Origin of the sequence: Kluyvera intermedia (assembly GCF_034424175.1) — a bacterium.
In the GTDB taxonomy this organism is placed as follows: Bacteria; Pseudomonadota; Gammaproteobacteria; order Enterobacterales; family Enterobacteriaceae; genus Kluyvera; species Kluyvera intermedia.
In genome coordinates this window covers 876,203-902,268 of record NZ_CP139986.1, presented here as the reverse complement: position 1 = coordinate 902,268, position 26,066 = coordinate 876,203, and the positions used below count along the sequence as shown (strand labels likewise).

Below are 26,066 nucleotides of genomic sequence, written 5' to 3'. Positions count from 1 at the left end.
GTTCCTCATAACCCTGCTTTCAGACTTGCTTCGATAAATTGATCCAGACTTCCGTCCAGTACCGCCTGCGTGTTACGGGTTTCAACCCCGGTGCGCAGGTCTTTAATGCGGGAATCGTCCAGAACATATGAACGAATCTGGCTGCCCCAGCCGATATCAGACTTGGTGTCTTCCATCGCCTGTTTTTCTGCATTCTTCTTCTGCATTTCCAGTTCATAAAGCTTGGCTTTCATCTGCTTCATGGCCTGGTCTTTGTTCTTGTGCTGTGAACGGTCGTTCTGGCACTGCGTCACAAGCCCGGTTGGGATGTGAGTAATACGTACCGCTGATTCTGTACGGTTAACGTGCTGACCGCCCGCGCCGGAGGCACGGTATACGTCGATGCGCAGATCTGCCGGGTTGATATCGATATCAATATCATCATCAACTTCCGGGTACACGAATGCGGAGCTAAATGAGGTATGACGACGGCCGCCGGAGTCAAACGGGCTCTTACGAACCAGGCGGTGAACGCCGGTTTCAGTACGCAGCCAGCCGTACGCATAATCGCCGGAGATTTTGATGGTCACGGATTTAATCCCGGCCACGTCACCTTCGGACTCTTCGATAATTTCGGTTTTAAAGCCGCGCGCTTCCGCCCAACGCAGATACATACGTTCCAGCATGCTTGCCCAGTCCTGCGCTTCAGTACCGCCAGAACCGGCCTGGATATCGATGTAACAATCCGCGCTGTCATATTCACCAGAGAACATACGACGGAATTCCAGCTGCGCCAGTTTATCTTCCAGCGTATCCAACTCAGCCACGGCTTCGTTGAAGGTTTCTTCGTCGTCGGCTTCTACAGCCAGTTCCAGCAGGCCAGATACATCCTCAAGACCTTGCGTCATCTGGTCGAGCGTCTCGACGATGGCTTCAAGGGAGGAACGCTCTTTGCCCAGCGCCTGAGCGCGTTCGGGTTCGTTCCAGACATCCGGCTGTTCCAGCTCGGCGTTTACTTCTTCCAGACGCTCTTTCTTAGCATCATAGTCAAAGGTACCCCCTAAGAACGTCAGAGCGATCCGTAAGGTCCTGAATGCGATTATTTACCGGGTTTATTTCAAACATGGTCTATTTTCTTTTAATGGACGAGAAAAATGCGGTTATAAGAGCGGAATCTTAGCGGATTCCCGCTCTTAATTACAGTTAAAGCGATGCTAAATCGGCCAGAGATGATCGATGATAAGCTGTAAGGTACGGTTGCCACGATATTCGTTGATGTCCAGCCGGTAAGCCAGCGTCACTTCACGTACGCCATTATCTGGCCAGATGGCGGTATCGACGTTAAATGCAATTCCGTCCAGCAGCGGCCCGCCGCCCACCGGTTCCACCATCACTTTCAGGTGACGTTCGCCCACCAGCCGCTGTTGCAGCAAACGAAAACGCCCGTCAAACAGAGGTTCCGGGAACATCTGCCCCCACGGCCCGGCTTCACGCAGCATCTGCGCCATCTCAAGCGTCATCTCCTGCTGACTCAGCTCGCCGTCTGAGAGGATTTCCCCTTGCAGCAGCGCCGGATCTAACCATTCCGTCACCAACTCACCAAAGTGGCGCTGGAACTCTTCGAAACGTTCTTCTTCCAAAGAGAGCCCCGCCGCCATCGCATGACCACCAAACTTTAGCATCAGGCCAGGGTGCAGCGTGTCCAGACGCTCCAGCGCATCACGCATGTGCAGCCCCTGAATCGAACGGCCCGAACCTTTCAACTGGCCGTTACCCGCCGGTGCAAAGGCAATCACGGGGCGATGGAAACGCTCTTTAATGCGCGAGGCCAGAATCCCCACCACGCCCTGATGCCACTCAGGGTGATACATTGCCAGGCCGCCGGGCAACTCAGCGCGACCGCGTTCTAGCTGCTCGCACAGGGTCAACGCTTCCGCCTGCATCCCCTGCTCAATCTCTTTGCGGGTCTGGTTTAGAGCATCCAGCTCGTTGGCGAGCATACGGGCTTCACCGAGGTTATCAGATAGTAACAGCGCTACACCGACCGACATATCATCCAGACGACCGGCAGCGTTCAGGCGCGGGCCCAGCGCAAAGCCGAGATCGCTTGCCACCAGCTTTGCTGCGTCACGGTTCGCGATTTCCAGCAGCGCCTTAATGCCCGGACGGCAAACACCTGCACGAATGCGGCTTAACCCCTGCCAGGTCAGAATGCGGTTGTTGGCATCCAGCGGCACGACATCGGCCACCGTCCCCAACGCCACCAGATCGAGAAACTCGACGATCTTCGGCACGGCAATGCCGCGGCGTTCAAACCAGCCTTTTTCTTTAAGGTGGCTACACAGCACCAGCATCAGATAAAACGCCACCCCAACACCCGCCAACGATTTCGACGGGAACGGGCAGTCGACGAGGTTGGGGTTCACCATCGCATCGGCATTGGGCAACTTTTCGCCCGGCAAGTGATGATCGGTGACCAACACGCGGATCCCCAACGCATGCGCGTGATCGACCCCTTCATGGGATGAGATTCCGTTGTCCACGGTCATGATCATCTGTGCGCCGCGAGCATGCGCCTGATCGACCACTTCCGGGCTTAAGCCATAGCCGTCTTCAAAACGGTTAGGCACCAGATATTCCACGCTTTGGCAGCCCATCGCACGCAGCGACAGGACGCTTAACGCGGTACTGGTCGCACCGTCGGCATCAAAATCCCCGACCACCATGATGCGCAGATTTTTCTCGAATGCGTCGTGCAGCATTTCAACGGCTTTTTCGACACCCGTCAGGCTACGCCAGTGCAGCATCCCTTTCAGGCCACGCTCCAGATCGCCCGCCGATTTCACGCCACGGCTGGCATACAGACGGCGCAGCAACGGCGAAAGCTCTTCCGGGAGCGCAATTGAATCATCCACCTCACGGCGGCGAAGTTGAGTCTGATGTTTCACGCGAATTATTTACCGCTGGTCTGTTTTTGATGTTCGTCGAGGAAGGCTTTCATCTCTTTTGGCCCCTGATAACCCGGAACCACATAACCGTCATTGAGCACGATGGCCGGCGTACCGTTGATACCAAACTGCACGCCCAGCGCGTAGTGGTTGGCAATATCAATATTACAGCTTGCAGCCTGTACGCCTTTACCTGCCATCGCGTCATCAAACGCTTTGTTGCGATCTTTGGCGCACCAGATAGATTTCATGTCCTGCTCGGCCTGGCTTTGAATGCCCTGGCGTGGGAAAGCCAGATAACGCACGGTAATCCCCAGCGCGTTGTAGTCTTTCATTTCTTCATGCAGCTTATGACAGTAACCGCAGGTGATATCGGTAAAGACGGTGATGACGTGTTTTTCCTGCGCTGCTTTGTAGACGATCATCTCTTTGTCCAGAGCCTTGAGATGCGTCATCAGCAAACCATTGGTCACGTTCACCGGCTGTGCGCCGCTGACGTCATACATTGGCCCCTGAATGATGTGCTTGCCATCTTCAGTCACGTACAGCACCCCGCTGTTGGTCAGCACGGTTTTCATGCCCGCAACGGGTGCAGATTGAATATCGGTGCTCTGCACGCCCAATTTTGCCAGCGACTGTTTAATTGCAGCATCGTCAGCATGCGCAAGGCCAGAAAAAGCCGCGGCCAGCAGGGTGAACATCATTAAACTTTGTTTCATAAATTATCCTTTAAATCAGCATCATGCACGCGGGTGGTGCTGTTGATGAAGTTGTCGCAGCCGCTCGGTGGCGACATGCGTATAAATTTGGGTGGTCGATAAATCGCTATGCCCTAACAGCATTTGCACCACGCGCAGATCGGCGCCGTGGTTTAGCAGATGCGTCGCAAAGGCGTGACGTAAAACGTGCGGCGACAGCTTTTCGCTATCAATCCCAGCCAGTTGGGCATAGTGCTTAATGCGATGCCAGAAGGTCTGACGGGTCATTTGCTGGGCGCGCTGACTTGGGAACAAAACATCGATGGCGACGCCGTTCAACATCCACGGGCGACCGTGCTCCAGCCAGTTTTCAACCCAATATACGGCCTCTTCCCCCAGAGGTACCAGCCGCTCTTTATTCCCTTTACCGATAACCCGCACCACGCCCTGACGCAGGCTGATATCGCTCATCGTCAGACCTACGAGTTCCGAAACACGCAAACCGGTAGCATACAACACTTCAAGCATCGCTTTATCACGCAGCTCGAGCGGTTGGTCGACAACCGGCGCCTTTAGCAAACGATCGACCTGCGCTTCACTGAGGTCTTTCGGCAACCGTTGAGGTAGTTTAGGCGATGCCAGCAGCGCGCTAGGATCGTCTGTGCGAATTTTTTCACGGTACAGGTGCTGAAAGAAACGACGCATGGCGCTGAGCAGCCGTGCAGTACTGGTGGCTTTGTAGCCGCCCTGCTGGCGTTCGGCGAGTAAGTTTTGCAAATCATCGCTCTGGGCATTCTCGAGCGTCAGGCCGCGATGCGCCAGCCATTCAACCACCATCGTGAGATCACGGCGATATGCACTCAGGGTGTTTTCCGCCAGATTTCGCTCCAGCCACAGCGCATCGAGAAACTGCTCGATTCGTGCAAGATCCTTGTCCACATCGGCTCCTGTGCGTGTTTAATCAGCGCCATTATGCCTGATTCAGATGCCTTTCTGGTACACTACTGGCATCGTCATCGTAAGAATCGAGAGCTGTACGTCATGAATATCGGCCTTTTTTATGGTTCCAGCACCTGCTATACCGAGATGGCAGCAGAGAAAATCCGCGACATCATTGGGCCGGAACTGGTCACATTGCACAATTTAAAAGATGATTCCCCAGCGTTAATGGAGCAATACGACGTGTTCATCCTGGGGATCCCGACCTGGGATTTTGGTGAAATACAGGAAGATTGGGAAGCGGTCTGGGAACAATTAGATACGCTGAATCTGGATGGCAAGATCGTTGCGCTATACGGGATGGGTGACCAGCTCGGTTATGGCGAATGGTTCCTCGACGCGCTGGGCATGCTGCACGATAAGCTCGCGACGAAAGGGGTGAAATTTGTCGGCTATTGGCCAACCGAAGGGTATGAGTTCACCAGCCCGAAACCGGTTATTGCTGATGGGCAGCTGTTTGTCGGTCTCGCGCTGGATGAAACAAATCAATACGATCTGAGCGACGAGCGCATCCAGAACTGGTGCGAACAAATTCTCGGCGAAATGGCCGAGCAGTTCTCTTAATGCTGACCTGGCGCGGGTTGCTGCAATAATATCCGCCGCAGGTCGCGCCATTCCTGAGCATTCATACTGTCTGCCGCTAACCACAGATGCTGGCGTCGGCCACCGTCACAGCGGCGAATCCGTAACATCATGCCTGAGCTCAGCATCCACGGCGTGCCCAGAATATCCCACTCCTGGTTACGCCAGCGCAGCCGGGAATCCATTAGCAGTTTAATTTCCCCCTGGTGCGAATGAATACGCCGTTGGCTGCGCACGCAGTCAAATACCACCAGTGACAGCAACAGCAGCCAAAGCGGGGTGTAGCTCAACGGCCACGGCATCAGCAGCACAAAAGCCGCCACCAGACCGTGGAGTAATAAAGAGAGCCACTGTGAGCGCCAGGAGACGCGTAAATCAGATTGCCACAGGACCACGTTCCCGATTCCGTGTTTGAATAAGTTGTACCATACGCTGGAAGTCGGCATTAGCCGGTTTACCGTGGTTCATCAGCCAGTTAAACAGGTCCGGGTCATCACATTCCAGCAGACGGATAAAGACCGTTTTGTCTTCATCACTCAGCGTGTCGTACTCATGCTCAAAAAACGGCATGATGGAGATGTCGAGCTCACGCATACCTCGGCGGCATGCCCAGTGGATACGGGCTTTATTATTGATGTCCATAATTTCCTTCCAGCATTACGTTGTCATTAGTTTAACGTGTTTTTTGCAGTTACTTTACTGGAATCTCACGTTACGCGCGTCATATTCCAAAAAAAACCATGATAAATGAAAGGGATTCATTATCTTTCGTGGCTTCTCGCAGAACGCGACTACGGCACAAAACGACCGTCGAAACCGCTTGCAATGGCGGGTATCTCTTTTACCATGAGTCAATAAGCGCGTTCGTTACTCAATTCAGGACACCCATATGCCTTTTACTCCTTTTCCTCCACGTAAGCCTTGTGCCTGTGCACGTTTACCGCTGACGTTAATGACGCTTGATGATTGGGCGCTGGCAACCCTCAGCGGCGCTGACGGTGAAAAGTACCTGCAGGGCCAGGTTACTGCTGACGTCGCGCAGATGGACGAACACCAGCATCTGCTGGTTGCTCATTGCGATGCCAAGGGCAAAATGTGGAGTAACCTGCGTCTGTTCCGCCGTCAGGACGGTTTTGCCTTTATTGAGCGTCGTAGCGTGCGCGAAGCGCAGCTAACGCAATTGAAAAAATATGCCGTGTTCTCGAAGGTGACCATTGCCGCCAACGACGACCTGGTGCTGCTGGGTGTGGCTGGTTTCCAGGCGCGCGCCGCGCTGGCAAATCTTTTTGCTGAGCTACCAAACACGGATAAACCCAACGTACAGGAAGGTGAAACCTCACTGCTGTGGTTTGCTCATCCGGACGAACGTTTTCTGCTGGTTACCGATGCCGCCACCGCTGAGCGCGTAACCGAAGCTCTCCGTGGCGAAGCACAGCTCAACAATAGCCAACAGTGGTTGGCATTAGATATTGAAGCCGGTCTGCCGGTGATTGACGAAGCCAACAGCGCGCAGTTTATTCCACAGGCCACGAACCTTCAGGCACTGGGCGGTATCAGCTTTAAGAAAGGCTGCTACACCGGTCAGGAGATGGTTGCCCGCGCTAAATTCCGTGGTGCCAACAAACGTGCGCTGTGGACGCTAGCAGGCAACTCCGTGCGTGTACCGGAAGCCGGGGAAGACCTTGAACTGAAGATGGGTGACAACTGGCGTCGTACCGGTACCGTGTTGGCAGCAGTTCAACTGGATGATGGTCAGTTATTGGTGCAGGTAGTCATGAATAACGATATGGAAGCCGATAGCGTGTTCCGTGTGCGCGACGATGCCAATACATTGAGCATTAAGCCGCTGCCGTATTCGTTAGACGAAGAGTAGCACCGTACGCCGCTTCCCCGGCGGCGCTGCGCTTGGCCGGGCTACATTTATCGGTAAAGCCTAAGCCCGGGCACGGCATCCGACCTGCCATCAGAGAGAACTGGCCGGTTCTTTCTGATGGAGTCATCATACAAGCCCGGGCGAGGCGTTTACGTCGACCCCGCGATTAACCACGAGGTCACATAACGATTAAGTTGGTAGCCCGGCCAAGCGCAGCGCCGCCGGGGGCACAGAAACTACGTTACCTGCCCCACATACAAATAAATCGCCAGAAAATGACAAGCGCTGCCGCCTAACACGAAGCCGTGCCAGATAGCATGGTTGTAAGGTATTCGCTTGCAGACATAAAAAATCACGCCCAGCGAATAAACAATTCCACCCAGCGCCAGCAGCGTCACACCGCCTGGCGACAGCTTGACCGCCAGCTGATACACCACAATCAGCGACAGCCAGCCCATGGTCAAATAGGTCACCAGCGACAAAATTTTAAAACGATGCGCAATCGTCAGCTTAAACAAGATCCCCAGCAACGCCAGACCCCAGATAACAATCATCAGCCCACGCGCCAGCGGCGAGTCCAGCCCCACCAGCAAAAATGGCGTGTAGGTTCCGGCAATCAGCAGGTAAATCGCACAGTGGTCGAATTTTTTCAGCCATACTTTTGCACGCTGGGAAGGAATGGCGTGGTACAGCGTCGAGGCCAAAAACAGCAGAATCATGCTGCCACCGTACAGGCTGTAGCTGGTGATAGCCGTTGCGCTGGCATTGGCGTCGAGCGCCTGTACCAGCAGTAACACTAGCCCAACGATACCCAACACAAAACCGACACCGTGACTAATGCTGTTGGCAATTTCCTCTGCCAGAGAATATCCATGCTTAATGAGTGGTTTCTTATCCATTACGCGCTCCGGGCGAACGACAAATCGTACAATCACCCTAGCGTAACTGAGAATAATTCCAGTGAACACATGTAAGCTAAAATAAAGTCGTGATTATTTGCAAAATCAGACTAATCAATAAGATAAAAAATTCATTCAACTAACACGTGTACACCATTTCACTCAACACACTTAAATTCAATGACATAAAAGGTATTCTCGCCAGGATAGATATCCGCGATCACCTGTTTTAGCTCGGGAAGCGTCATATTCTCCTGCTCGGCATGCCGTTGTGTCAGTGTATCCATCGTCACGGTAGAGGTCGCCTGCACGGCGATGGTACAAAAGTAGCCGTTATCTTCGTAACGCCCAACTCGCAGAATATCGCCCACCTTAAAATGAGACTCCGCCGCATCACGCAGGGTAATCGTTTTGCGGCCAGCCAGAATGTCGTCCTGAAAACGCTGAAAAAAAGTAATGTCGTTTGGCTGCATGGTATCATTCCCTATAGGTCATTTAATTTTACGAGTATCGCCACCGTGAGCTTATTCTCCCACGCCACTATTGCCAGCCTCAATAATCTTGAGATGATGGTTTATCACTATGTCATCAAAAATCGTGACACAGTGATGTACATGACCATCCGCGAACTGGCTGATGCCGCAGGCGTGTCCACCACCACGGTGATGCGGTTTTGCCGCAAGCTCAACTGCGAAGGCTACTCGGAATTTCGTGTACGTTTCAAATTATACCTGGAACAGGATGAACCGCAGCAGGCGAATTTCGGTGCTGGTGAAATTATTAGTTTTTTCAAAAGCGTCAATAATGATGAATTTGATACTTTGCTCGATGAAGCGGTCGATATAATACTGTCCTCAGAACGTATTATCTTTGTTGGTGCTGGAACCTCAGGATCGCTGGCAAAATATGGGGCGCGTTTCTTTTCTAATATTGGAAAATTCAGCAACCATATTGATGATCCTTATTTCCCGGTCACTAATGACATGGCTAAAAACGCGCTGGCAATCGTGCTTTCTGTTTCTGGTGAAACGGAAGAGATCCTACGCTTTGCCGGGCAGTTCAGCCTGCACCGCTGTAAGGTCATGTCCATCACCAGCCACGAACACTCACGCCTGGCGAAGCTCGCCGACTTCAACCTCTCCTGGCATGCTCCGCAAACGCGTATCGGCGGTGTCTATGATATTACGACGCAGATCCCGGTTATCTATATTCTGGAATCACTCGGGCGTAAGCTGGCGAAGAAATTAGCATAAAAAAACAGGGTGTTTTATGGATGTAACATATTCCCTTTGGCGGAATTTGTTATATCGTGACATTTATTATCTCTTTGTTAGACTCAGATTTATTAAGCCCAATAAATGAGCATAGCAAAGATGAAAAAACTGACCTTACCGAAAGATTTTTTATGGGGTGGCGCAGTTGCCGCGCACCAGGTTGAAGGCGGCTGGAATAAAGGCGGCAAAGGCCCCAGCATCTGTGATGTGCTAACCGGTGGCGCTCACGGCGTTCCCCGCGAAATTACACAAGAAGTGGTGCCGGGTAAATACTATCCGAACCATGAGGCCATCGACTTCCACGGCCACTACAAAGAAGACATCAAGCTGTTTGCCGAGATGGGCTTCAAATGCTTCCGCACCTCGATTGCCTGGACCCGCATCTTCCCGAACGGCGATGAAACCCAGCCAAATGAAGAAGGGCTGAAGTTCTACGACGACATGTTCGATGAACTGCTGAAATACAACATCGAGCCGGTTATCACCCTCTCCCATTTCGAAATGCCGCTGCATCTGGTGCAACAGTACGGTGCCTGGACCAACCGCAAAGTGGTCGATTTCTTTGTGCGCTTCGCTGAAGTCGTTTTCGAGCGTTATAAGCACAAGGTCAAATACTGGATGACCTTCAACGAAATCAATAACCAGCGTAACTGGCGCGCACCGCTGTTTGGTTACTGCTGCTCCGGCGTAGTTTACACCGAGCATGAGAACCCAGAAGAGACCATGTATCAGGTGCTGCACCACCAATTCGTCGCCAGCGCCCTGGCGGTGAAGGCCGCGCGTCGTATCAATCCAGAGATGCAGGTCGGCTGCATGCTGGCGATGGTTGCACTCTATCCGTATTCCTGTAAGCCGGAAGACGTGATGTTTGCCCAAGAGTCGATGCGTGAGCGTTATGTCTTTACCGACGTGCAAATGCGTGGCTACTACCCGCGCTATGTGCTGAATGAGTGGGAACGTCGTGGCTTCAATATCAAAATGGAAGCGGGCGATGAAGAGATCCTGCGTGAAGGCACCTGCGCTTATCTGGGGCTTAGCTACTACATGACCAACGCCGTGAAGGCCGAAGGCGGCAGCGGCGATGCAATTTCCGGCTTCGAAGGCAGCGTACCGAACCCGCATGTGAAGGCTTCCGACTGGGGGTGGCAGATTGACCCGGTTGGCCTGCGTTACTCTCTGTGCGAACTGTACGAGCGCTATCAAAAGCCGCTGTTTATCGTCGAAAACGGTTTTGGTGCCTACGATAAAGTAGAAGACGATGGCAGCATCAATGATGACTACCGTATCGACTATTTGCGTGCGCACGTGGAAGAGATGATGAAGGCGGTCACTTATGATGGTGTTGACCTGATGGGTTACACGCCGTGGGGCTGCATCGACTGTGTGTCGTTCACTACCGGGCAGTACAGCAAGCGCTATGGCTTTATCTATGTGAACAAGCATGACGATGGTACGGGTGATATGTCGCGTTCACGTAAGAAGAGTTTTAACTGGTACAAAGAGGTGATTGCTAGCAACGGCGAGAGTCTGTAAGTTCGCCTCCCCTCACCCCGGCCCTCTCCCCAAAGGGGCGAGGGGGAAAATCGGCCGCGCCACATGCTCGATCGGTACCCTCTCCCTAAAGGGGCGAGGGAGAAAAGCGGTTGTGCCTCATGCTCGATCGGCCCCCTATCCCCAAAGGGGCGAGGGAGAAAAGCGGTAGTGCCACATGCTCGATCGGTCCCCTCTCCCCTATGGGGAGAGGGTTAGGGTGAGGGGGCAATCTCGCACTACTTCCCACCCGCAAGCTCAAGAAAACTCCCCGTCACATAAGACGCCTTCTCGCTCAACAGCCAGACAATTGCCTGCGCCACTTCTTCCGGCTGACCGCCACGCTGCATCGGCAGCATCGACTTCACGCGATCCACCCGTCCTGGCTCGCCACCAGAGGCATGCATCTCGGTATAAATAAGCCCCCGGACGCACAGCGTTCACGCGAATCCCCTGCGCCGCCACCTCAAGCGCCAGCCCAGTGGTCAGCGTATCCACCGCCCCTTTTGAAGCCGCATAATCGACATACTCAAACGGTGCGCCAAGCCGCGCGGCTGCCGAAGACACATTCACAATCGCCCCACCGAGTGGCAGCGTCATACGCTTTACCGCCTCGCGGCAGCAAAGAAAATAGCCGGTGACGTTGGTTTTTAGCACCCGATTGATGCGCTCGGCGCTGAGTGCTTCCACGCGGCTTTGCGTAAACAGGATGCCGGCGTTATTCACCAGCGCAGTCAGCGGTTCCTGTTGCTGATCTAACCGGGCAAACATCGCTTCAACCTGCGCTTCATCACCCACATCGGCCTGCACAGTAAATGCCTTACCACCCGACGCCTTGATAAGGTTAACCACCTCATCCGCTGCCTGGACATTCTGGTGATAGTTCACCGCCACCGTATACCCTTCCCGCGCCAGCAGTATCGCCGTCGCTCGACCAATCCCCCGGCTTGCGCCGGTAACTAATGCCAGTGCCATCCGCTTCTCCCAAAAAATAAAGGCGCCGAAGCGCCTTTAAAGGATAGTGTAATCAATTGATTACTGGTATTCGCTCATCGGTACGCAAGAACAGAACAGATTACGGTCACCGTAAACATCGTCGAGACGTTTCACCGTCGGCCAGTATTTGTTCGTCATGCCAGCCGGGAAGACAGCGACTTCACGGGTGTAACCGTGGTTCCATTCAGCCACCAGCTCATTCTGAGTATGCGGTGAGTTGACCAGCGGGTTATCCTCAAGCGTCCACTCACCCGCTTTCACACGGTCGATTTCAGCACGGATCGCCAGCATCGCCTCAATAAAGCGGTCCAGTTCAGCTTTGCCTTCCGATTCAGTCGGCTCAACCATCAGCGTACCCGCCACTGGGAAGGACATGGTCGGTGCGTGGAAGCCGTAGTCAATCAGGCGCTTAGCAATATCCAGCTCGCTGATGCCGGTCTCTTCTTTCAGCGGACGAATATCGAGAATACATTCATGCGCCACGTGACCGTCACGACCGGTATACAGCACCGGATAAGCGTCTTTCAGGCGAGTGGCAATGTAGTTGGCATTCAGAATCGCCAGCTGGCTTGCCTGTTTTAAGCCTTCTGCGCCCATCATGCGGATATACATCCAGCTGATTGGCAGAATAGAGGCACTGCCGAACGGTGCTGCGGAGACCGCGCCCTGACGGGTCAGCATTCCTTCAATGTGAACCACGCTGTGGCCCGGAACAAACGGTGCCAAATGCGCTTTCACGCCGATAGGCCCCATACCTGGGCCGCCGCCGCCGTGCGGGATGCAGAAGGTTTTGTGCAGGTTAAGGTGCGACACGTCCGCGCCAATAAAGCCCGGCGAAGTAATGCCCACCTGCGCGTTCATGTTCGCGCCATCAAGGTAAACCTGGCCGCCGAACTGGTGCACGATTTCGCACACTTCACGGATCGTCTCTTCATACACGCCGTGGGTAGACGGATAGGTCACCATAATGCAAGACAGGTTCGCCGCGTGCTGCTCCGCTTTCGCGCGAAGATCGGCCAGATCGATATTACCGTTTTTATCACAAGCCACCACCACCACCTGCATCCCCGCCATTTGCGCGGAAGCTGGGTTGGTGCCATGTGCTGAGCTTGGGATAAGGCAAATATCACGATGGCCATCGTTGCGGCTTTCATGGTAGTGACGAATCGCCAGCAGGCCCGCATATTCGCCCTGTGCACCGGAGTTCGGCTGCATACACAGCGCGTCGTAACCGGTTAATTTCACCAGCCAGTCGGACAGTTGACCGATCATCTGATGGTAACCTTCCGCCTGGTCGACCGGGCAGAACGGGTGCAGTTCCGCAAATTCAGGCCAGGTAATCGGGATCATTTCAGCGGCAGCATTGAGCTTCATGGTGCACGATCCCAGTGGGATCATCGCCTGATTCAGCGCCAGATCTTTACGCTCCAGAGAGTGCATATAACGCATCATCTCGGTTTCGCTGTGATAGCGATTAAAGACCGGGTGGCTGAGGATGGCATCATCACGCAGCATGGCCTGTGGGATCGAGCGGCTATCGAGCGCCACGTCTTTGTCCAGCGTGTCGACATCCAGACCGTGGTTTTCACCCAGAATCACGTTAAATAGGCCCACCACATCTTCGCGAGTGGTGGTTTCGTTCAGGGTGATCCCCACGGCGTTGAGGATGTCGCTACGCAGGTTGATCTCAGCGGCTTGCGCGCGCGCCAGCACGGCGGCTTTGTCTGCCACTTCGACACACAGGGTGTCAAAGTAGTGTGCAAAACGCAGCTTCTGACCTTTCTGTTGCAGACCGGCTGCTAGAATATCGGTCAGGCGGTGGATGCGATTGGCGATACGTTGTAAGCCAACCGGACCGTGATACACCGCATACAGGCTGGCAATATTAGCCAGCAGTACCTGCGAGGTACAGATGTTGGAGTTAGCTTTCTCACGGCGGATATGCTGCTCGCGAGTCTGCATCGCCATGCGCAGCGCGGTATTGCCCGCCGCATCTTTCGATACGCCGATAATACGGCCCGGTATCGCGCGTTTGAATTCATCAATGGCAGCAAAGAACGCCGCATGTGGGCCACCGTAGCCCATCGGTACGCCGAAGCGTTGAGCAGAGCCGAAGACAATGTCCGCGCCCTGTTTGCCCGGTGCGGTTAACAGCACCAGCGCCATAAAATCAGCGGCGACGCTCACCACCACTTTGCGAGATTTCAGCTCAGCAATCAGCTTGCTGTAGTCGTGAACTTCACCTGTCGTTCCTACCTGCTGTAACAGCACGCCGAAGACATCCTGATGCTCCAGCGCTTTGTCAGCGTCATCCACAATAACGTCAAAACCGAAGGTTTCTGCGCGGGTGCGGACCACGTCCAGCGTTTGCGGATGTACATCAGCGGCAACAAAGAAGCGGTTGGCATTTTTCAGTTTGCTAACGCGTTTAGCCATCGCCATCGCTTCAGCGGCAGCGGTCGCTTCGTCCAGTAAGGAGGCTGACGCCATGTCCAGACCGGTCAAATCCAACGTCACCTGCTGGAAGTTGAGCAGCGATTCCAGGCGCCCTTGTGAGACTTCCGGCTGGTACGGGGTGTACGCCGTGTACCAACCTGGGTTTTCCAGCATATTACGCTGGATAACCGGCGGCAGCTGCACCGGGGTGTAGCCCATGCCAATATATGACTTAAAGCGCTTGTTGCGACCGGCAATCGCCTTCAGCTCCGCCAGCGCGGCGAATTCTGTGGTGGCGTCGCCTACCTGCGGCGGCGTAGCGAGCTGGATATCTTTCGGCACGATCTGCCCAATCAGTGCGTTTAATGAATCCGCGCCGACGGTTTTGAGCATCTCTTGCTGCTGTTGGGCATCCGGCCCGATGTGACGTTCAATAAACGCGCCACGGTTTTCAAGCTGGCTTAAAGTCTGTGTCATGAGCGATGGTTCCTGAAACGTGCGGTGATTTTAAGATTTCCTCTTCCTTTGGGAGAGGTTTGAGGTGAAGGCGAAAAGATCCCCTCACCCCGGCCCTCTCCCAAAGAGAGAGGGAGAAAACCGTTACTCGTTTTCGAGTAAGGCTTCATAGGCAGTTGCATCGAGCAGTGCCGCAACCTGAGATTCGTCGCTGGCTTTGATTTTGAAGATCCAGCCACCTTCATACGGTTCGCTGTTCACCAACTCCGGTGAGTCACCCAGTTCTTCGTTGACGGCGACAATTTCACCGCTGATTGGCGCGTAAATATCGGAGGCCGCTTTGACAGATTCCGCTACCGCACAGTCATCACCCGCGCTGACAGTTGCGCCCACTTCAGGCAGGTCAACAAAGACCATGTCACCGAGTAATTCCTGCGCGTGCTCGGTGATACCTACGGTGTAGCTGCCGTCAGCTTCTTTACGCAGCCATTCGTGTTCTTTGCTGTATTTCAGTTCTGCTGGTACGTTGCTCATCAAAAAATCTCCAGAATAAGAATCGGTTACGCGACGGCTTTGCCGTTACGTACAAAAATAGGTTTGGTCACTTTCACCGGCATTTCGCGGTTACGGATTTGCACAATCGCCGTTTCGCCAATCCCTGCCGGGACGCGGGCCAGCGCAATGCTGTGGCCTAAGGTTGGGGAGAAGGTACCGCTGGTGATCACCCCTTCACAGGCGTTGCCATTGGCATCGGTAAAGCGTACCGGCAGTTCGCCGCGCAGGACGCCTTTTTCAGTCATCACCAGGCCAACCAGTTGCTCAGTCCCTTTCTCGCGCTCCTGCTCCAGCACGTCACGACCAATAAAATCACGGTCAGCCGGTTCCCAGGCGACAGTCCAGCCCATATTGGCGGCCAGCGGAGAGACACCTTCGTCCATTTCCTGACCGTACAGATTCATGCCCGCTTCCAGACGCAGCGTATCGCGTGCGCCCAGGCCACAAGGCTTCACTCCAGCCTGTACCAGCTTCTGCCAGAAATCAGCGGCCTGCTCTTTCGGCAGCGCAATTTCATAGCCCGCCTCACCGGTGTAACCGGTGGTTGCGACAAAGAAGTCACCCGCCTGCACGCCAAAGAAGGGTTTCATGCCGTCAACGGCCTGACGCTGCTCATCGGTAAACAGACTGTTGGCTTTCGCCTGCGCGTTCGGTCCCTGTACTGCGATAAGCGACAGATCATCACGGACGGTGATGTCGATGGCATAAGGTTCGGCGTGTTGGGTAATCCAGGAGAGGTCTTTTTCGCGGGTGGCAGAGTTAACAACGAGGCGGAAATAATCTTCGGTGAGGTAATAGACTATCAGGTCGTCAATCACGCCACCCGAGGCATTTAGCATGCCGCTATAAAGCGCTTTACCCGGTTTGGTCAGCTTAGCAACGTCGTTCGCCAGCAGGTAGAGCAGGAATTCTCTGGTCCGCGGACCGTGGAGGTCAACGATGGTCATATGCGACACATCGAACATCCCGGCGTCGGTACGCACCGCGTGGTGCTCATCAATCTGCGAACCATAATGCAGCGGCATCATCCAGCCGTGGAAATCTACCATGCGCGCGCCACACAACACGTGCTGATCATACAAAGGCGTTTGTTGAGCCATCATGTCCTCGTTTTGTAAATCGCACCACAAAACCCAACGCCGACACCTCAGTGAGGCACCGACGCAAACGTTATCTTTTCCCTGAAGTTACCACTGAACACCGTCGTTAACCATCAAGAAAAAAGGGGCATCACATTAGCTTATGACCCAAAGCTGCGAAAAATCATACAGAACTATCAACTGCAAAAAAGCGAAATACGCCACATATTATTAACAACATTGGCGAGATATTTAGCACAAGATAATATTTCATGCGGAAAATAAGGCGCGTTTTCCGTAACAAATAAATGGATGGATTAAGAAATCTAATGCGAAAAAAGGCGTGAAATTAGATTTTTTCAAATGAGGGGGCGACTCCCGGTGGAATCACCGGGAGTAAAAGTGTGAGCGACTTAACGAAGCCACTCAGGCAGGTCATTCAGGCCCATCGCCTGACGGATCAACTGAGGTTTCACGCCAGGTAACGTATCGGCCAGTTTCAGGCCAATATCACGGAACAGCTTCTTCGCCGGGTTTTCACCCGCGAACAGCTCGCGGAAGCCCTGCATTCCGGCCAGCATGACCGCCGCGCTGTGCTTGCGGCTACGCTCATAACGACGAAGATAGAAATGTTGACCAATGTCTTTGCCCTGCGCATGCAGGCGCTTTAACTCATTGATCAGTTCCGCAGCATCCATAAAGCCCAGATTCACGCCCTGCCCGGCAAGCGGGTGGATGGTGTGCGCCGCGTCGCCCACTAGCGCCAGACGATGCGCAGCAAACTGGCGAGCATAGCGCCCGGTGAGCGGGTAGATCTGCCGCTCACTCTCCACCTTGCAAAGCCCCAGGCGGTTATCAAAGGCAATATTCAGCGCTTGATTAAACTCGACCTCATCGGCCTGTTGCATCCGCTCGGCTTCCTGTGGAGACAGCGACCAGACAATAGAGCATAAATGAGGATCGGACAGCGGCAGGAAGGCCAAAATACCTTCGCCGTGGAAACACTGGCGCGCAACGGCTTCATGCGGCTCATCTGTGCGCACGGTTGCAACCAGCGCATGATGGCGGTAATCCCAGAAGGTCAACGGAATATCGGCTTTGTTACGCAGCCAGGAGTTCGCACCGTCGGCGCCGACCACCAGCCGAGCCGTTAGCATGTTGCCATCCTTCAGGGTCAGAAAGGCTTCGTTCTCTCCCCACACGACCTGCTGTAATTCTGCCGGTGCCATTAATGTAACGTCGGCGCAACGCTCGGCCTTTTGCCATAGCGCCTGATGAATAACCGCATTCTCGACGATATGACCAAGATGGCTGTAACCCATACTGCGATCGTCAAACGCGATGCGACCAAAGCTGTCTTTATCCCACACTTCCATGCCGTGGTAACAGCTGGCACGCTGAGCGATAATTGCCGACCAGACATCCAGCTTTGACAGCAGCTTTTCGCTACCCGCATTAATGGCGGATACTCGCAGCGCAGGCGACGCATCGGCGGCAAGTTGCTGCGGCTGCGATTGTTCCAGTACCGCAACCCGTAAACCGCTGCCCTGTAAACCGCAGGCTACCGCCAGCCCGACCATTCCACCGCCTACGATGGCAACATCAACACTTTGCACATTAACTCCTTAAAGCTCTTAACGAGCGACCCAGCCCAGCGTCCGCTGGGCCAGCACATCGCGTGCAGGGGTAAATAATTCCATTGCCATCAGCCCCGCATTACGTCCGGCAACCAGCGGCGCCCAGCGGTTAGCAAATAGATGCACCAGGCCATCCGTAACGCCAATCGTGGCGGATTTATCCTCTGCCCGCTGGCGTTGATAGTGGCATAACAGCGGGTAGTCGCCGATATCGTGATTGTCGGCATGCGCCTGCGCCAGCATTTCTGCGAGCGTCATGACGTCGCGCAGACCTAAGTTGAATCCTTGCCCGGCGATCGGATGCAGCGTCTGCGCTGCGTTGCCCACCAGCGCCAGCCGGTGTGACACGGTACGCGTAGCGGTCGTCAACGACAACGGATAGGCATTGCGGGCACCGGCCTGGGTGATACGACCTAATCGCCAGCCAAACGCCTGCTGGAGTTCGTGGCAAAAACGGGCATCTGACCAGCTTAATACTTCGTCATGACGCTCCAGCGGATGGCACCACACCAACGAGCAGCGATTATGCGACATCGGCAACATCGCCAGTGGCCCGTATTCGGTGAAGCGCTCAAACGCACGTCCCTGATGAGGCATCGCGGTGATGACGTTAGCAATCACCGCCACCTGATTATACGGCTCTTGCTGCCAGTGAATACCACACTGCTCACCCAGCGTTGAGCGCGAACCGTCAGCAGCCACCAGCAGTTTACCGTGCAGCGTCGTACCATCATCCAGCGTGACGCTCACCCCGTCGGTTTGCCGCTCCACCTGCGTGACCCGAGATGGACAATGCAGCGTGACGCCGCGCGCCTTACGCAGCAGACCGAACAGCCGTTGACCGACATCATGCAACTCCACCACATTGCCTAATGCGGCCAGACGGTAGTCGGCTGCATCCAGGGTGACAAAGCCGGCGTGTCCGCGATCGCTTACATGAACAGTGGTGATGGCGGTTGCGCAGTCAGCAATGGCTTGCCAAAGGTCAATTTTTGCCAGTTGCTGACAGGTGCCCGCAGCCAGCGCAATCGCCCGCGCATCAAAGCCCGGGTGCTGGGCGGCATCAATATCCGCCGCCTCAATCACATGCACCGGCAGACGCCCCGCCGTCAGCTGCGACACTGCTAGCGCAAGCGTCGCGCCGGTCATCCCACCGCCGACAATAATCAGGCTCATAGCTGACGTGCCGCTGCCATCAAGGCTTCAATATCGTCGGCATTTTTGACAACGCTGGCAGTGAGGTTTTCATTGCCGTCTTCGGTAATCAGGATATCGTCTTCAATACGAATGCCGATGCCGCGATATTCTGCCGGAACATCCGCATCCGGCGCGATATACAAGCCAGGTTCAACGGTCAGTACCATGCCAGGTTCGAGTACGCGAGAGCGTTCCACACCGTAGGTGCCAACGTCATGGACATCCAGCCCCAGCCAGTGGCTTAGGCCATGCATAAAGAATGGACGGTGGGCATTGTCAGCAATCAACTGATCAATATCCCCCTTGAGAATCCCCAAGCCGTGCAGACCGGTAATCATGATACGCACGACTTCCGTGGTCACATCCTGAATCGAGGTGCCGGGACGATACAGCTCCAGTGATTTGTGCAACGACGCGAGCACGATGTCATAGATAGCGCGCTGAGCTGGGGTAAATTTGCCGTTAACCGGGAAGGTACGGGTGATATCACCGGCGTAACCTTGATATTCACAGCCCGCGTCGATCAGTACCAGATCGCCATCACGCAGTTCAGATTCGTTTTCGGTGTAGTGCAGAATGCAGCCGTTTTCGCCGCCGCCCACAATGGTGTTGTAGGACGGATAGCGGGCGCCGTGGCGGGTAAATTCATGCAGAATCTCTCCTTCCAGCTGATATTCGAACATACCTGGGCGGCATTTTTCCATCGCGCGGGTATGAGCCAGCGCGCTAATTTCACCCGCTCGGCGCAGAATTTCAATCTCTCCGCTGTCTTTGAACAGGCGCATTTCATGCACCATCGGACGCCAATCGATTATCGAATCTGGCGCGGTCAGGTTCTGACGCGAACCTTTACGCAATTTATCCAGCGCGGTGAAAACAATTTCATCGGCCCACGCGTATTCACCCTGCGCATGATAAATGACGTCCAGGCCGTTCAGCAGTTGGTACAGCTGTTGATTGATTTCGCTAAATGCCAACGCACGATCAACGCCCAGTTTTTCTGGCGCAGCATCCTGGCCCAGACGACGGCCGAACCAGATTTCAGCGGTCAGATCGCGAACACGGTTAAAGAGAACGCTATGGTTGTGGGTGTCATTGCTTTTAATCAACACCAGCAAGGCTTCCGGCTCATTAAAGCCCGTGAAGTACCAGAAATCGCTGTTCTGGCGATAGGGATACTCGGAATCCGCGCTGCGCGTAACTTCTGGCGCGGCAAAAATAAGCGCCGCGCTACCTGGCTTCATCTGTGCCAGCAGTTCCTGGCGACGGCGGAGAAACGCTTGCTGTGTCATGACATCTCCTTTCAATCCCTTAGCGCTCCGTTAGCGTGAATACGCAATCAACAGAGCATCCAGGCTTAGTGTAATGTTGGTTTTTGAACTTCAGGTGCTGTCGGCTGCGGATGCGTGAAGGTATCGTGGCACAGCAGCGCTGCAACGCGAACGTATTCAATAATCTCTTCCAGCGACATCTCCAGCTCTTCCTGATCTTCATCTTCGTCATAGCCAAGTTGCGCAATATTACGAAGATCGTCAATGGCTTCGCCGGTTTCATCTTTCACTTTATCCAGCTTCGGCTGCACCATGCCCAGACCCAACAGGAAGTGGTTTACCCAGCCGGAGAGTGCGTCAGCGCGCTCAAATACGCTCACTTCATCGCCTTCAGGCAGATAAAGCTGAAAAAGGAAGCCGTCATCTTCGAGCGCATCACTGGTCGCCGCATGCATGGCACGTAGCGACTGAGCCAGTTCTTGACCAAAGGCCAGACCTTCGTTAGTCAGGTCGTGAACCAGCGGCTGCCAGGAACTGTCTTTGTTGCCGCCGCACAGCAGTCCGCTCAGCAGACCGTGCATTTCAGCAGGCGTGAGACCCACACCTTGTTGGTTCAATTGCTGGTTTACCAGGGTATAACCCGGCATTTCGTTCTTTATAGACATGCGCATTCGTCATCGTTGGAGGGATTTCATGATATGCTACCACTTTGGACCCTGGGGATACCAGAAAAGGGCTTGTATGTTCGTACCAGGGTAGCTATAGTGTCGCCCCTTCACGCCCTGAGAGTGAAGGTCGCGCAGTCAATCAGCAGGAAGGTGGCATGTCTGCAGAACCCGTCGATATCCATATTTTTGGCCGTTCACTGCGAGTGAATTGCCCGCCTGAACAAAGGGATGCCTTGAATCAGGCTGCGGACGATCTGAATCAGCGGTTGCAAGATCTAAAAGAACGCACTAAAGTCACAAATACTGAGCAGCTGGTCTTCATCGCCGCGTTGAACATCAGCTATGAGTTAACTCAGGAAAAGGCGAAGACGCGTGACTATGCATCAAGCATGGAACAGCGTATTCGGATGTTGCAGCAGACCATTGAACAAGCGTTACTTGATCAGGGTCGCACATCCGAAAAGTCAGTGCCAAAGTTTGAATAACACTTTGCAGTCTACTATGGTAGAGTGACTGTGAAGACAAAATTTCTCTGAGATGTTCGCAAGCGGGCCAGTCCCCTGAGCCGATATTTCATACCAACAGAATGTGGCGCTCCACGGTTGGTGAGCATGCTCGGTTCGTCCGAGAAGCCTTAAAACTGTGACGACGCATTCACCTTGAACCAAGGGTTCAAGGGTTACAGCCTGCGGCGGCATCTCGGAGATTCCCCTTCTACCTACCGGTCTTATGACACAGTTTCCTGAACACACTTTTTCCCGGCAAGACATTCGCCAGATAATCCGGCAACGACGTCGTGCGCTCACGTCTGAGCAACAACACCTTTTCGGCCAACAAGCCGCGGACCGCATGATAGCCTGGCCTCCCATGCTAACAGCGAAAACCGTCGCATTGTTTTTATCCTTCGATGGTGAACTCGATACCCAGCCCTTAATTGAACAACTTTGGCAGGCGGGCAAGTGTGTTTATTTGCCGGTATTGCATCCCTTCAGCCCCGGTAAGCTGCTGTTTTTACACTACCATCCGCGCAGCCATCTGGTTATCAATCGACTTAAAATCAGCGAGCCGAAACTCGACGTGCGTGACGTGCTACCGCTCAACCAGTTGGATGTGTTGATTACCCCACTGGTTGCCTTTGACGAACAAGGGCAACGGCTTGGTATGGGCGGTGGTTTCTATGACCGCACGCTACAAAACTGGCAGCAACTTGGTATTCAACCTGTCGGCTACGCCCATGACTGTCAGCAGGTTACAATGCTGCCGGTGGAAGAGTGGGATATCCCTCTTCCCGCCGTCGTGACCCCCTCAAAAATCTGGCAGTGGTCGACAAATTCTACCGATTGACAGCGCCGTTTTTTTGACCTAAATTCCTCGGTAAAGGGTGAGGGAGGCGAACCTCCCTCCTGCGTGCTTACTGTTAATATGCTGGCGAAGCGATAATCAACAGAATCAGCAGTATGATGACGAGTCTCATCATTGTCCCTTTCCTTTTTGAGCCCCTGCTTCGGTAGGGGCTTTTCCGTTTCAGCCTCATGCTGAACCCCTATCGTAAGTGTCTTTTATCGCGACACAATGCGTGCCCAAGCCTTTAATCACCGTTTGCGGTGAGGCTCGTAAACATGATGTATGTGTTGCATAGGAGAGGAGGATTCAGCGAGGAGAAAGGAGTACGGGCAGACCAACGGCCTGCCCGTGAGAGAACAAATTAGTACAGCAGACGCGCGCGAACGGTGCCTGGGATGGCTTTCATACTCAGCAGTGCTTTCTCAGCCACGTCTTCTTCCGCTTCAATATCAATAACCACATATCCCATATCAGGCGTGGTTTGCAGATACTGTGCGGCAATGTTGACGCCCTGCTCGGCAAAAATCTGGTTCAGTGCGGTCATTACGCCTGGACGGTTTTCGTGGATGTGCAACAGACGACGACCGCCGTGCAATGGCAACGACACTTCAGGGAAGTTCACCGCAGACAGCGTTGAGCCATTGTCAGAGTACTTCGCCAGCTTACCGGCCACTTCCAGACCGATATTCTCCTGCGCTTCCTGAGTAGAACCGCCAATGTGCGGCGTCAGGATGACGTTATCGAATTCACACAGCGGTGAGGTAAACGGTTCGCTGTTGGTTGCGGGTTCAGTTGGGAAGACGTCTACCGCAGCCCCTGCCAGGTGCTTACTTGCCAGCACCGCGCACAACGCGGGGATATCAACAACCGTGCCGCGCGAGGCGTTAATCAGCAGCGCGCCCGGCTTCATCAGTGCCAGTTCTTCCGCACCCATCATGTTTTTAGTGGAGGCGTTTTCCGGCACATGCAGGCTAACCACGTCGCTCATATTCAGCAAATCGGAGAGATGCTGCACCTGAGTGGCATTCCCCAGCGGCAGTTTGTTTTCGATATCGTAGAAGAAAACGTGCATGCCCAGTGATTCTGCCAGGATACCCAGCTGAGTGCCGATATGACCGTAGCCAATGATACCCAATTTTTTGCCACGCGCTTCAAAAGAGCCTGCAGCCAGTTTATTCCACACACCACGGTGCGCTTTGGCATTAGCCTCAGGAATACCGCGCAGCAGTAGTAGCAGCTCACCAATCACCAGTTCAGCCACGGAACGCGTGTTAGAGAACGGGGCGTTAAAGACCGGAACGCCGCGTTTAGCCGCCGCTTTCAGGTCAACCTGGTTGGTGCCGATACAAAAGCACCCAACCGCTACCAGCTTGTCAGCCACGGACAGGATTTCTTCCGTCAACTGCGTGCGAGATCGCAGGCCGATGAAATGAGCATCACGAATCGACTCCTTCAGTTGCTCGCTATCCAGCGCACCTTTGTGAAATTCAATGTTGGTATAACCTGCTGCGCGAAGGCTATCCAGCGCCTTCTGGTGCACGCCTTCAACCAGCAGAAACTTAATTTTGTCTTTTTCTAGTGATACCTTAGCCATTTCCCCGTCCTGTCTTAGTATTATTCGTGTTGTGCTGAACGAAAGTTCATCTAAGCAACATATCAAAAATAAATAATGCGGCAATATGAACGTTTGCGTCGGGGTCATGAAGAAGCGTCATGAACAGGCAAATGCCAGCATAAAATGCTAATCAGCAGACTATGTGTGGGATGTTAATTAGACGGGGGGTAACAAATGTGACACAAGTCACCAAATTTGCCCTGAATAAAAAAAATAGGGGGAAATGGTCATTCCCCCCTGTGTCAGATCATTTCACAATGGTTTTCACACCATCGGCGGTACCGATCAGGGCAACATCAGCACCGCGATTGGCAAACAGACCTACCGTCACCACGCCAGGAATACCGTTAATGGCATTTTCCAGCGCGATGGCGTCAAGAATTTCCAGGCCATGAACGTCCAGGATAACGTTGCCATTGTCAGTCAGCACTCCCTGACGATACTCCGGGCGACCGCCCAGTTTCACCAGTTCACGCGCCACGGCGCTACGCGCCATTGGGATCACTTCAACCGGCAGCGGGAAATTACCGAGGATGTCCACCTGCTTGGAAGCATCGGCGATGCAGATAAATTTGTCCGCCACGGAAGCGATAATTTTTTCGCGCGTCAGCGCCGCACCACCGCCTTTGATCATCTGCATGTGGCCGTTAATCTCATCTGCACCATCGACGTAGATACCTAAACGATCAACTTCATTCAGATCGAAAACGGTGATACCGAGACTTTTCAGCTTTTCGGTAGAGGCGTCAGAGCTTGAAACCGCCCCTTCGATTTGTCCTTTCATCGTACCTAACGCATCAATAAAGTGCGCTGCGGTAGACCCCGTACCTACACCAACAATCGTTCCCGGTTGTACGTATTGAAGTGCCGCCCAACCTACTGCTTTTTTCAGTTCATCCTGCGTCATGATCGTTTCGCCTATGGTGTCATCATCTGCCGCGCATTATAGAACATAACCCCAGCACAATTCGAGCCACAGCCGCCCCTCAAGCCAGGCATGATAGACATGTACGCCAGCACGTGACTCATATCACAGTAAAGTGCAAACCAATTTCGTCTGTATCTACAGTAAATTTATGTCATAGTGCAGATAACACCTAAAGGGGAGTACCTCAGAGCAATGAAACGTCCGGACTACAGAACACTACAGGCGCTGGATGCCGTTATCAGGGAACGTGGGTTTGAACGTGCCGCGCAGAAACTGTGCATTACTCAGTCCGCCGTTTCCCAGCGAATCAAGCAACTGGAGAATATGTTCGGGCAACCGTTGCTGGTGCGTACCGTACCACCACGCCCAACTGAGCAAGGGCAAAAGTTGCTGGCGTTGCTGCGTCAGGTCGAGCTATTGGAAGAAGAGTGGTTAGGTGATGAGCAAACCGGTTCAACCCCCCTGCTGCTGTCGCTGGCGGTCAACGCCGACAGTCTGGCAACCTGGCTGCTGCCTGCGTTATCTGACGTACTGAGTAACTTACCTATTCGCTTAAATCTGCAGGTTGAAGATGAAACCCGTACACAGGAGCGACTGCGCCGCGGTGAAGTGGTGGGTGCGGTGAGTATCCAGCCACAGGCTCTGCCTAGCTGTCTGGTCGATCAACTCGGTGCTCTCGATTACCTTTTTGTCGGCTCTAAAGCCTTCGCTGAACGCTATTTCCCTAACGGTGTAACGCGCTCCGCGCTGCTCAAAGCCCCTGCCGTCGCGTTTGATCATCTCGATGATATGCATCAGGCATTCTTGCAGCAAAACTTCGATTTACCGCCAGGCAGCGTGCCGTGTCATATTGTTAACTCGTCAGAAGCATTTGTGCAGTTGGCGCGTCAGGGCACGACCTGCTGCATGATCCCACATCTGCAAATCGAAAAAGAACTCGCCAGTGGCGAACTTATCGATCTTACGCCAAGTCTGTTCCAGCGCCGCATGCTGTACTGGCATCGTTTTGCGCCAGAAAGCCGCATGATGCGTAAAGTCACCGATGCGCTGCTGGCCTACGGGCACAAGGTTCTGCGTCAGGATTAAGACAAAGAAAAACCCC

Annotated in this window: 24 protein-coding genes, 1 other RNA gene and 1 pseudogene; 8 read left to right on the top strand and 18 right to left on the bottom strand. The window is 53.9% G+C overall.

The features are described 5' to 3' along the window. Window positions 1-5: 5 nt before the first annotated feature. From prfB to xerD, 4 genes are all read right to left on the bottom strand, one after another. Window positions 6-1,104 (bottom strand): peptide chain release factor 2 gene (gene prfB / locus U0026_RS04300; protein ID WP_126440978.1). Its coding sequence is split into 2 segments (ribosomal slippage): window positions 6-1,028 and window positions 1,030-1,104, totalling 1,098 coding nucleotides; the frame shifts between segments, so codons are not numbered across the junction. An 89-nt stretch (window positions 1,105-1,193) separates the two neighbouring features. Next, window positions 1,194-2,927: a single-stranded-DNA-specific exonuclease RecJ gene (gene recJ / locus U0026_RS04295; RefSeq protein WP_062773059.1), complete on the bottom strand. Its 1,734-nt coding sequence runs from the start codon at window positions 2,925-2,927 to the stop codon at window positions 1,194-1,196. A 5-nt stretch (window positions 2,928-2,932) separates the two neighbouring features. Next, window positions 2,933-3,646: a bifunctional protein-disulfide isomerase/oxidoreductase DsbC gene (gene dsbC, locus U0026_RS04290; protein ID WP_062773056.1), complete on the bottom strand. Its 714-nt coding sequence runs from the start codon at window positions 3,644-3,646 to the stop codon at window positions 2,933-2,935. 21 nt (window positions 3,647-3,667) lie between these two features. After that, window positions 3,668-4,564, bottom strand: a complete 897-nt coding sequence (gene xerD / locus U0026_RS04285; RefSeq protein WP_062773053.1) for a site-specific tyrosine recombinase XerD — start codon at window positions 4,562-4,564, stop codon at window positions 3,668-3,670. Window positions 4,565-4,666: 102 nt separating this feature from the next. On the opposite strand from xerD, the gene fldB reads away from it, so the two are divergent. Then, complete coding sequence (gene fldB / locus U0026_RS04280) at window positions 4,667-5,188, top strand: flavodoxin FldB (protein ID WP_062773050.1); 522 nt, start codon at window positions 4,667-4,669, stop codon at window positions 5,186-5,188. On the opposite strand, the gene U0026_RS04275 is transcribed toward fldB, so the two are convergent. Further along, window positions 5,185-5,601 carry a protein YgfX gene (locus tag U0026_RS04275; protein ID WP_062773047.1) on the bottom strand — a complete coding sequence of 139 codons (417 nt, stop codon included), beginning with the start codon at window positions 5,599-5,601 and terminating at the stop codon, window positions 5,185-5,187. The genes fldB and U0026_RS04275 overlap by 4 nt on opposite strands. Beyond that, on the bottom strand, window positions 5,582-5,848 hold the full coding sequence (gene sdhE / locus U0026_RS04270) for an FAD assembly factor SdhE (protein WP_062773044.1): 267 nt from the start codon (window positions 5,846-5,848) through the stop codon (window positions 5,582-5,584). Before sdhE ends, U0026_RS04275 begins: the two co-directional genes overlap by 20 nt. 247 nt (window positions 5,849-6,095) lie before the next feature. Here sdhE and ygfZ point away from each other — a divergent pair, with 247 nt between their 5' ends. Next, complete coding sequence (gene ygfZ, locus U0026_RS04265) at window positions 6,096-7,079, top strand: tRNA-modifying protein YgfZ (RefSeq protein WP_062773041.1); 984 nt, start codon at window positions 6,096-6,098, stop codon at window positions 7,077-7,079. 236 nt (window positions 7,080-7,315) lie between these two features. Here ygfZ and trhA read toward each other — a convergent pair whose 3' ends face one another. Continuing rightward, window positions 7,316-7,978, bottom strand: a complete 663-nt coding sequence (trhA, locus tag U0026_RS04260; protein ID WP_062773038.1) for a PAQR family membrane homeostasis protein TrhA — start codon at window positions 7,976-7,978, stop codon at window positions 7,316-7,318. 158 nt (window positions 7,979-8,136) lie between these two features. Then, window positions 8,137-8,451: a N(4)-acetylcytidine aminohydrolase gene (gene yqfB / locus U0026_RS04255; RefSeq protein ID WP_062773034.1), complete on the bottom strand. Its 315-nt coding sequence runs from the start codon at window positions 8,449-8,451 to the stop codon at window positions 8,137-8,139. A gap of 93 nt (window positions 8,452-8,544) precedes the next feature. On the opposite strand from yqfB, the gene U0026_RS04250 reads away from it, so the two are divergent. Together U0026_RS04250 and bglA are read left to right on the top strand one after the other, a co-directional pair. After that, entirely contained in the window at window positions 8,545-9,231 is a 687-nt protein-coding gene (locus U0026_RS04250) for a MurR/RpiR family transcriptional regulator (RefSeq protein WP_062773031.1), read from the top strand. A gap of 120 nt (window positions 9,232-9,351) precedes the next feature. Then, on the top strand, window positions 9,352-10,785 hold the full coding sequence (gene bglA, locus U0026_RS04245; RefSeq protein ID WP_062773028.1) for a 6-phospho-beta-glucosidase BglA: 1,434 nt from the start codon (window positions 9,352-9,354) through the stop codon (window positions 10,783-10,785). Between the two features lie 236 nt (window positions 10,786-11,021). On the opposite strand, the pseudogene U0026_RS04240 reads toward bglA, so the two are convergent. The 8 genes and pseudogenes from U0026_RS04240 to U0026_RS04205 form a co-directional block, all read right to left on the bottom strand. Then, window positions 11,022-11,757 (bottom strand): annotated as a pseudogene (locus tag U0026_RS04240) (SDR family oxidoreductase). A 60-nt stretch (window positions 11,758-11,817) separates the two neighbouring features. Next, window positions 11,818-14,691, bottom strand: a complete 2,874-nt coding sequence (gcvP, locus tag U0026_RS04235; protein ID WP_062773025.1) for an aminomethyl-transferring glycine dehydrogenase — start codon at window positions 14,689-14,691, stop codon at window positions 11,818-11,820. 123 nt (window positions 14,692-14,814) lie between these two features. Then, window positions 14,815-15,204 carry a glycine cleavage system protein GcvH gene (gene gcvH / locus U0026_RS04230; protein ID WP_062773022.1) on the bottom strand — a complete coding sequence of 130 codons (390 nt, stop codon included), beginning with the start codon at window positions 15,202-15,204 and terminating at the stop codon, window positions 14,815-14,817. Window positions 15,205-15,230: 26 nt separating this feature from the next. Beyond that, entirely contained in the window at window positions 15,231-16,325 is a 1,095-nt protein-coding gene (gene gcvT, locus U0026_RS04225; RefSeq protein WP_062773019.1) for a glycine cleavage system aminomethyltransferase GcvT, read from the bottom strand. Between the two features lie 392 nt (window positions 16,326-16,717). Then, window positions 16,718-17,920, bottom strand: a complete 1,203-nt coding sequence (ubiI, locus tag U0026_RS04220) for an FAD-dependent 2-octaprenylphenol hydroxylase (protein WP_062773016.1) — start codon at window positions 17,918-17,920, stop codon at window positions 16,718-16,720. A gap of 18 nt (window positions 17,921-17,938) precedes the next feature. Then, window positions 17,939-19,117 carry a 2-octaprenyl-6-methoxyphenyl hydroxylase gene (gene ubiH / locus U0026_RS04215; RefSeq protein WP_062773013.1) on the bottom strand — a complete coding sequence of 393 codons (1,179 nt, stop codon included), beginning with the start codon at window positions 19,115-19,117 and terminating at the stop codon, window positions 17,939-17,941. Beyond that, window positions 19,114-20,430 (bottom strand): Xaa-Pro aminopeptidase, encoded by a 1,317-nt coding sequence (gene pepP / locus U0026_RS04210; protein ID WP_062773010.1) that lies wholly within the window; start codon window positions 20,428-20,430, stop codon window positions 19,114-19,116. Before pepP ends, ubiH begins: the two co-directional genes overlap by 4 nt. Before the next feature lie 65 nt (window positions 20,431-20,495). Continuing rightward, window positions 20,496-21,074, bottom strand: a complete 579-nt coding sequence (locus U0026_RS04205; RefSeq protein ID WP_126440977.1) for a YecA/YgfB family protein — start codon at window positions 21,072-21,074, stop codon at window positions 20,496-20,498. Window positions 21,075-21,232: 158 nt separating this feature from the next. On the opposite strand from U0026_RS04205, the gene zapA reads away from it, so the two are divergent. The 3 genes from zapA (at window position 21,233) to U0026_RS04190 (ending at window position 22,421) form a co-directional block, all read left to right on the top strand. Then, entirely contained in the window at window positions 21,233-21,562 is a 330-nt protein-coding gene (zapA, locus tag U0026_RS04200) for a cell division protein ZapA (protein WP_062773005.1), read from the top strand. Between the two features lie 41 nt (window positions 21,563-21,603). Then, window positions 21,604-21,787: non-coding RNA, 6S RNA (ssrS, locus tag U0026_RS04195), on the top strand. Between the two features lie 19 nt (window positions 21,788-21,806). Continuing rightward, window positions 21,807-22,421 (top strand): 5-formyltetrahydrofolate cyclo-ligase, encoded by a 615-nt coding sequence (locus U0026_RS04190; RefSeq protein ID WP_062773002.1) that lies wholly within the window; start codon window positions 21,807-21,809, stop codon window positions 22,419-22,421. Between the two features lie 361 nt (window positions 22,422-22,782). Here the strand turns inward: U0026_RS04190 and serA are convergent, their stop codons facing one another. Further along, entirely contained in the window at window positions 22,783-24,015 is a 1,233-nt protein-coding gene (serA, locus tag U0026_RS04185) for a phosphoglycerate dehydrogenase (protein ID WP_062772999.1), read from the bottom strand. A gap of 268 nt (window positions 24,016-24,283) precedes the next feature. Beyond that, window positions 24,284-24,943, bottom strand: coding sequence for a ribose-5-phosphate isomerase RpiA (rpiA, locus tag U0026_RS04180; RefSeq protein ID WP_062772996.1), 660 nt, complete (start codon window positions 24,941-24,943; stop codon window positions 24,284-24,286). Between the two features lie 213 nt (window positions 24,944-25,156). Here rpiA and argP point away from each other — a divergent pair, with 213 nt between their 5' ends. Further along, window positions 25,157-26,050 carry a DNA-binding transcriptional regulator ArgP gene (argP, locus tag U0026_RS04175; protein WP_062772993.1) on the top strand — a complete coding sequence of 298 codons (894 nt, stop codon included), beginning with the start codon at window positions 25,157-25,159 and terminating at the stop codon, window positions 26,048-26,050. Window positions 26,051-26,066: the final 16 nt, after the last annotated feature.

Coding starts and splice junctions, on each gene's coding strand:
- U0026_RS04205 (WP_126440977.1), bottom strand. CDS start 21,074: ATGTCTATAAAGAACGAAATGCCGGGTTATACCCTGGTAAACCAGCAA.
- bglA (WP_062773028.1), top strand. CDS start 9,352: ATGAAAAAACTGACCTTACCGAAAGATTTTTTATGGGGTGGCGCAGTT.
- serA (WP_062772999.1), bottom strand. CDS start 24,015: ATGGCTAAGGTATCACTAGAAAAAGACAAAATTAAGTTTCTGCTGGTT.
- ygfZ (WP_062773041.1), top strand. CDS start 6,096: ATGCCTTTTACTCCTTTTCCTCCACGTAAGCCTTGTGCCTGTGCACGT.
- rpiA (WP_062772996.1), bottom strand. CDS start 24,943: ATGACGCAGGATGAACTGAAAAAAGCAGTAGGTTGGGCGGCACTTCAA.
- gcvP (WP_062773025.1), bottom strand. CDS start 14,691: ATGACACAGACTTTAAGCCAGCTTGAAAACCGTGGCGCGTTTATTGAA.
- gcvH (WP_062773022.1), bottom strand. CDS start 15,204: ATGAGCAACGTACCAGCAGAACTGAAATACAGCAAAGAACACGAATGG.
- trhA (WP_062773038.1), bottom strand. CDS start 7,978: ATGGATAAGAAACCACTCATTAAGCATGGATATTCTCTGGCAGAGGAA.
- fldB (WP_062773050.1), top strand. CDS start 4,667: ATGAATATCGGCCTTTTTTATGGTTCCAGCACCTGCTATACCGAGATG.
- gcvT (WP_062773019.1), bottom strand. CDS start 16,325: ATGGCTCAACAAACGCCTTTGTATGATCAGCACGTGTTGTGTGGCGCG.
- U0026_RS04250 (WP_062773031.1), top strand. CDS start 8,545: ATGATGGTTTATCACTATGTCATCAAAAATCGTGACACAGTGATGTAC.
- U0026_RS04190 (WP_062773002.1), top strand. CDS start 21,807: ATGACACAGTTTCCTGAACACACTTTTTCCCGGCAAGACATTCGCCAG.
- ubiH (WP_062773013.1), bottom strand. CDS start 19,117: ATGAGCCTGATTATTGTCGGCGGTGGGATGACCGGCGCGACGCTTGCG.
- argP (WP_062772993.1), top strand. CDS start 25,157: ATGAAACGTCCGGACTACAGAACACTACAGGCGCTGGATGCCGTTATC.
- dsbC (WP_062773056.1), bottom strand. CDS start 3,646: ATGAAACAAAGTTTAATGATGTTCACCCTGCTGGCCGCGGCTTTTTCT.
- pepP (WP_062773010.1), bottom strand. CDS start 20,430: ATGACACAGCAAGCGTTTCTCCGCCGTCGCCAGGAACTGCTGGCACAG.
- yqfB (WP_062773034.1), bottom strand. CDS start 8,451: ATGCAGCCAAACGACATTACTTTTTTTCAGCGTTTTCAGGACGACATT.
- sdhE (WP_062773044.1), bottom strand. CDS start 5,848: ATGGACATCAATAATAAAGCCCGTATCCACTGGGCATGCCGCCGAGGT.
- zapA (WP_062773005.1), top strand. CDS start 21,233: ATGTCTGCAGAACCCGTCGATATCCATATTTTTGGCCGTTCACTGCGA.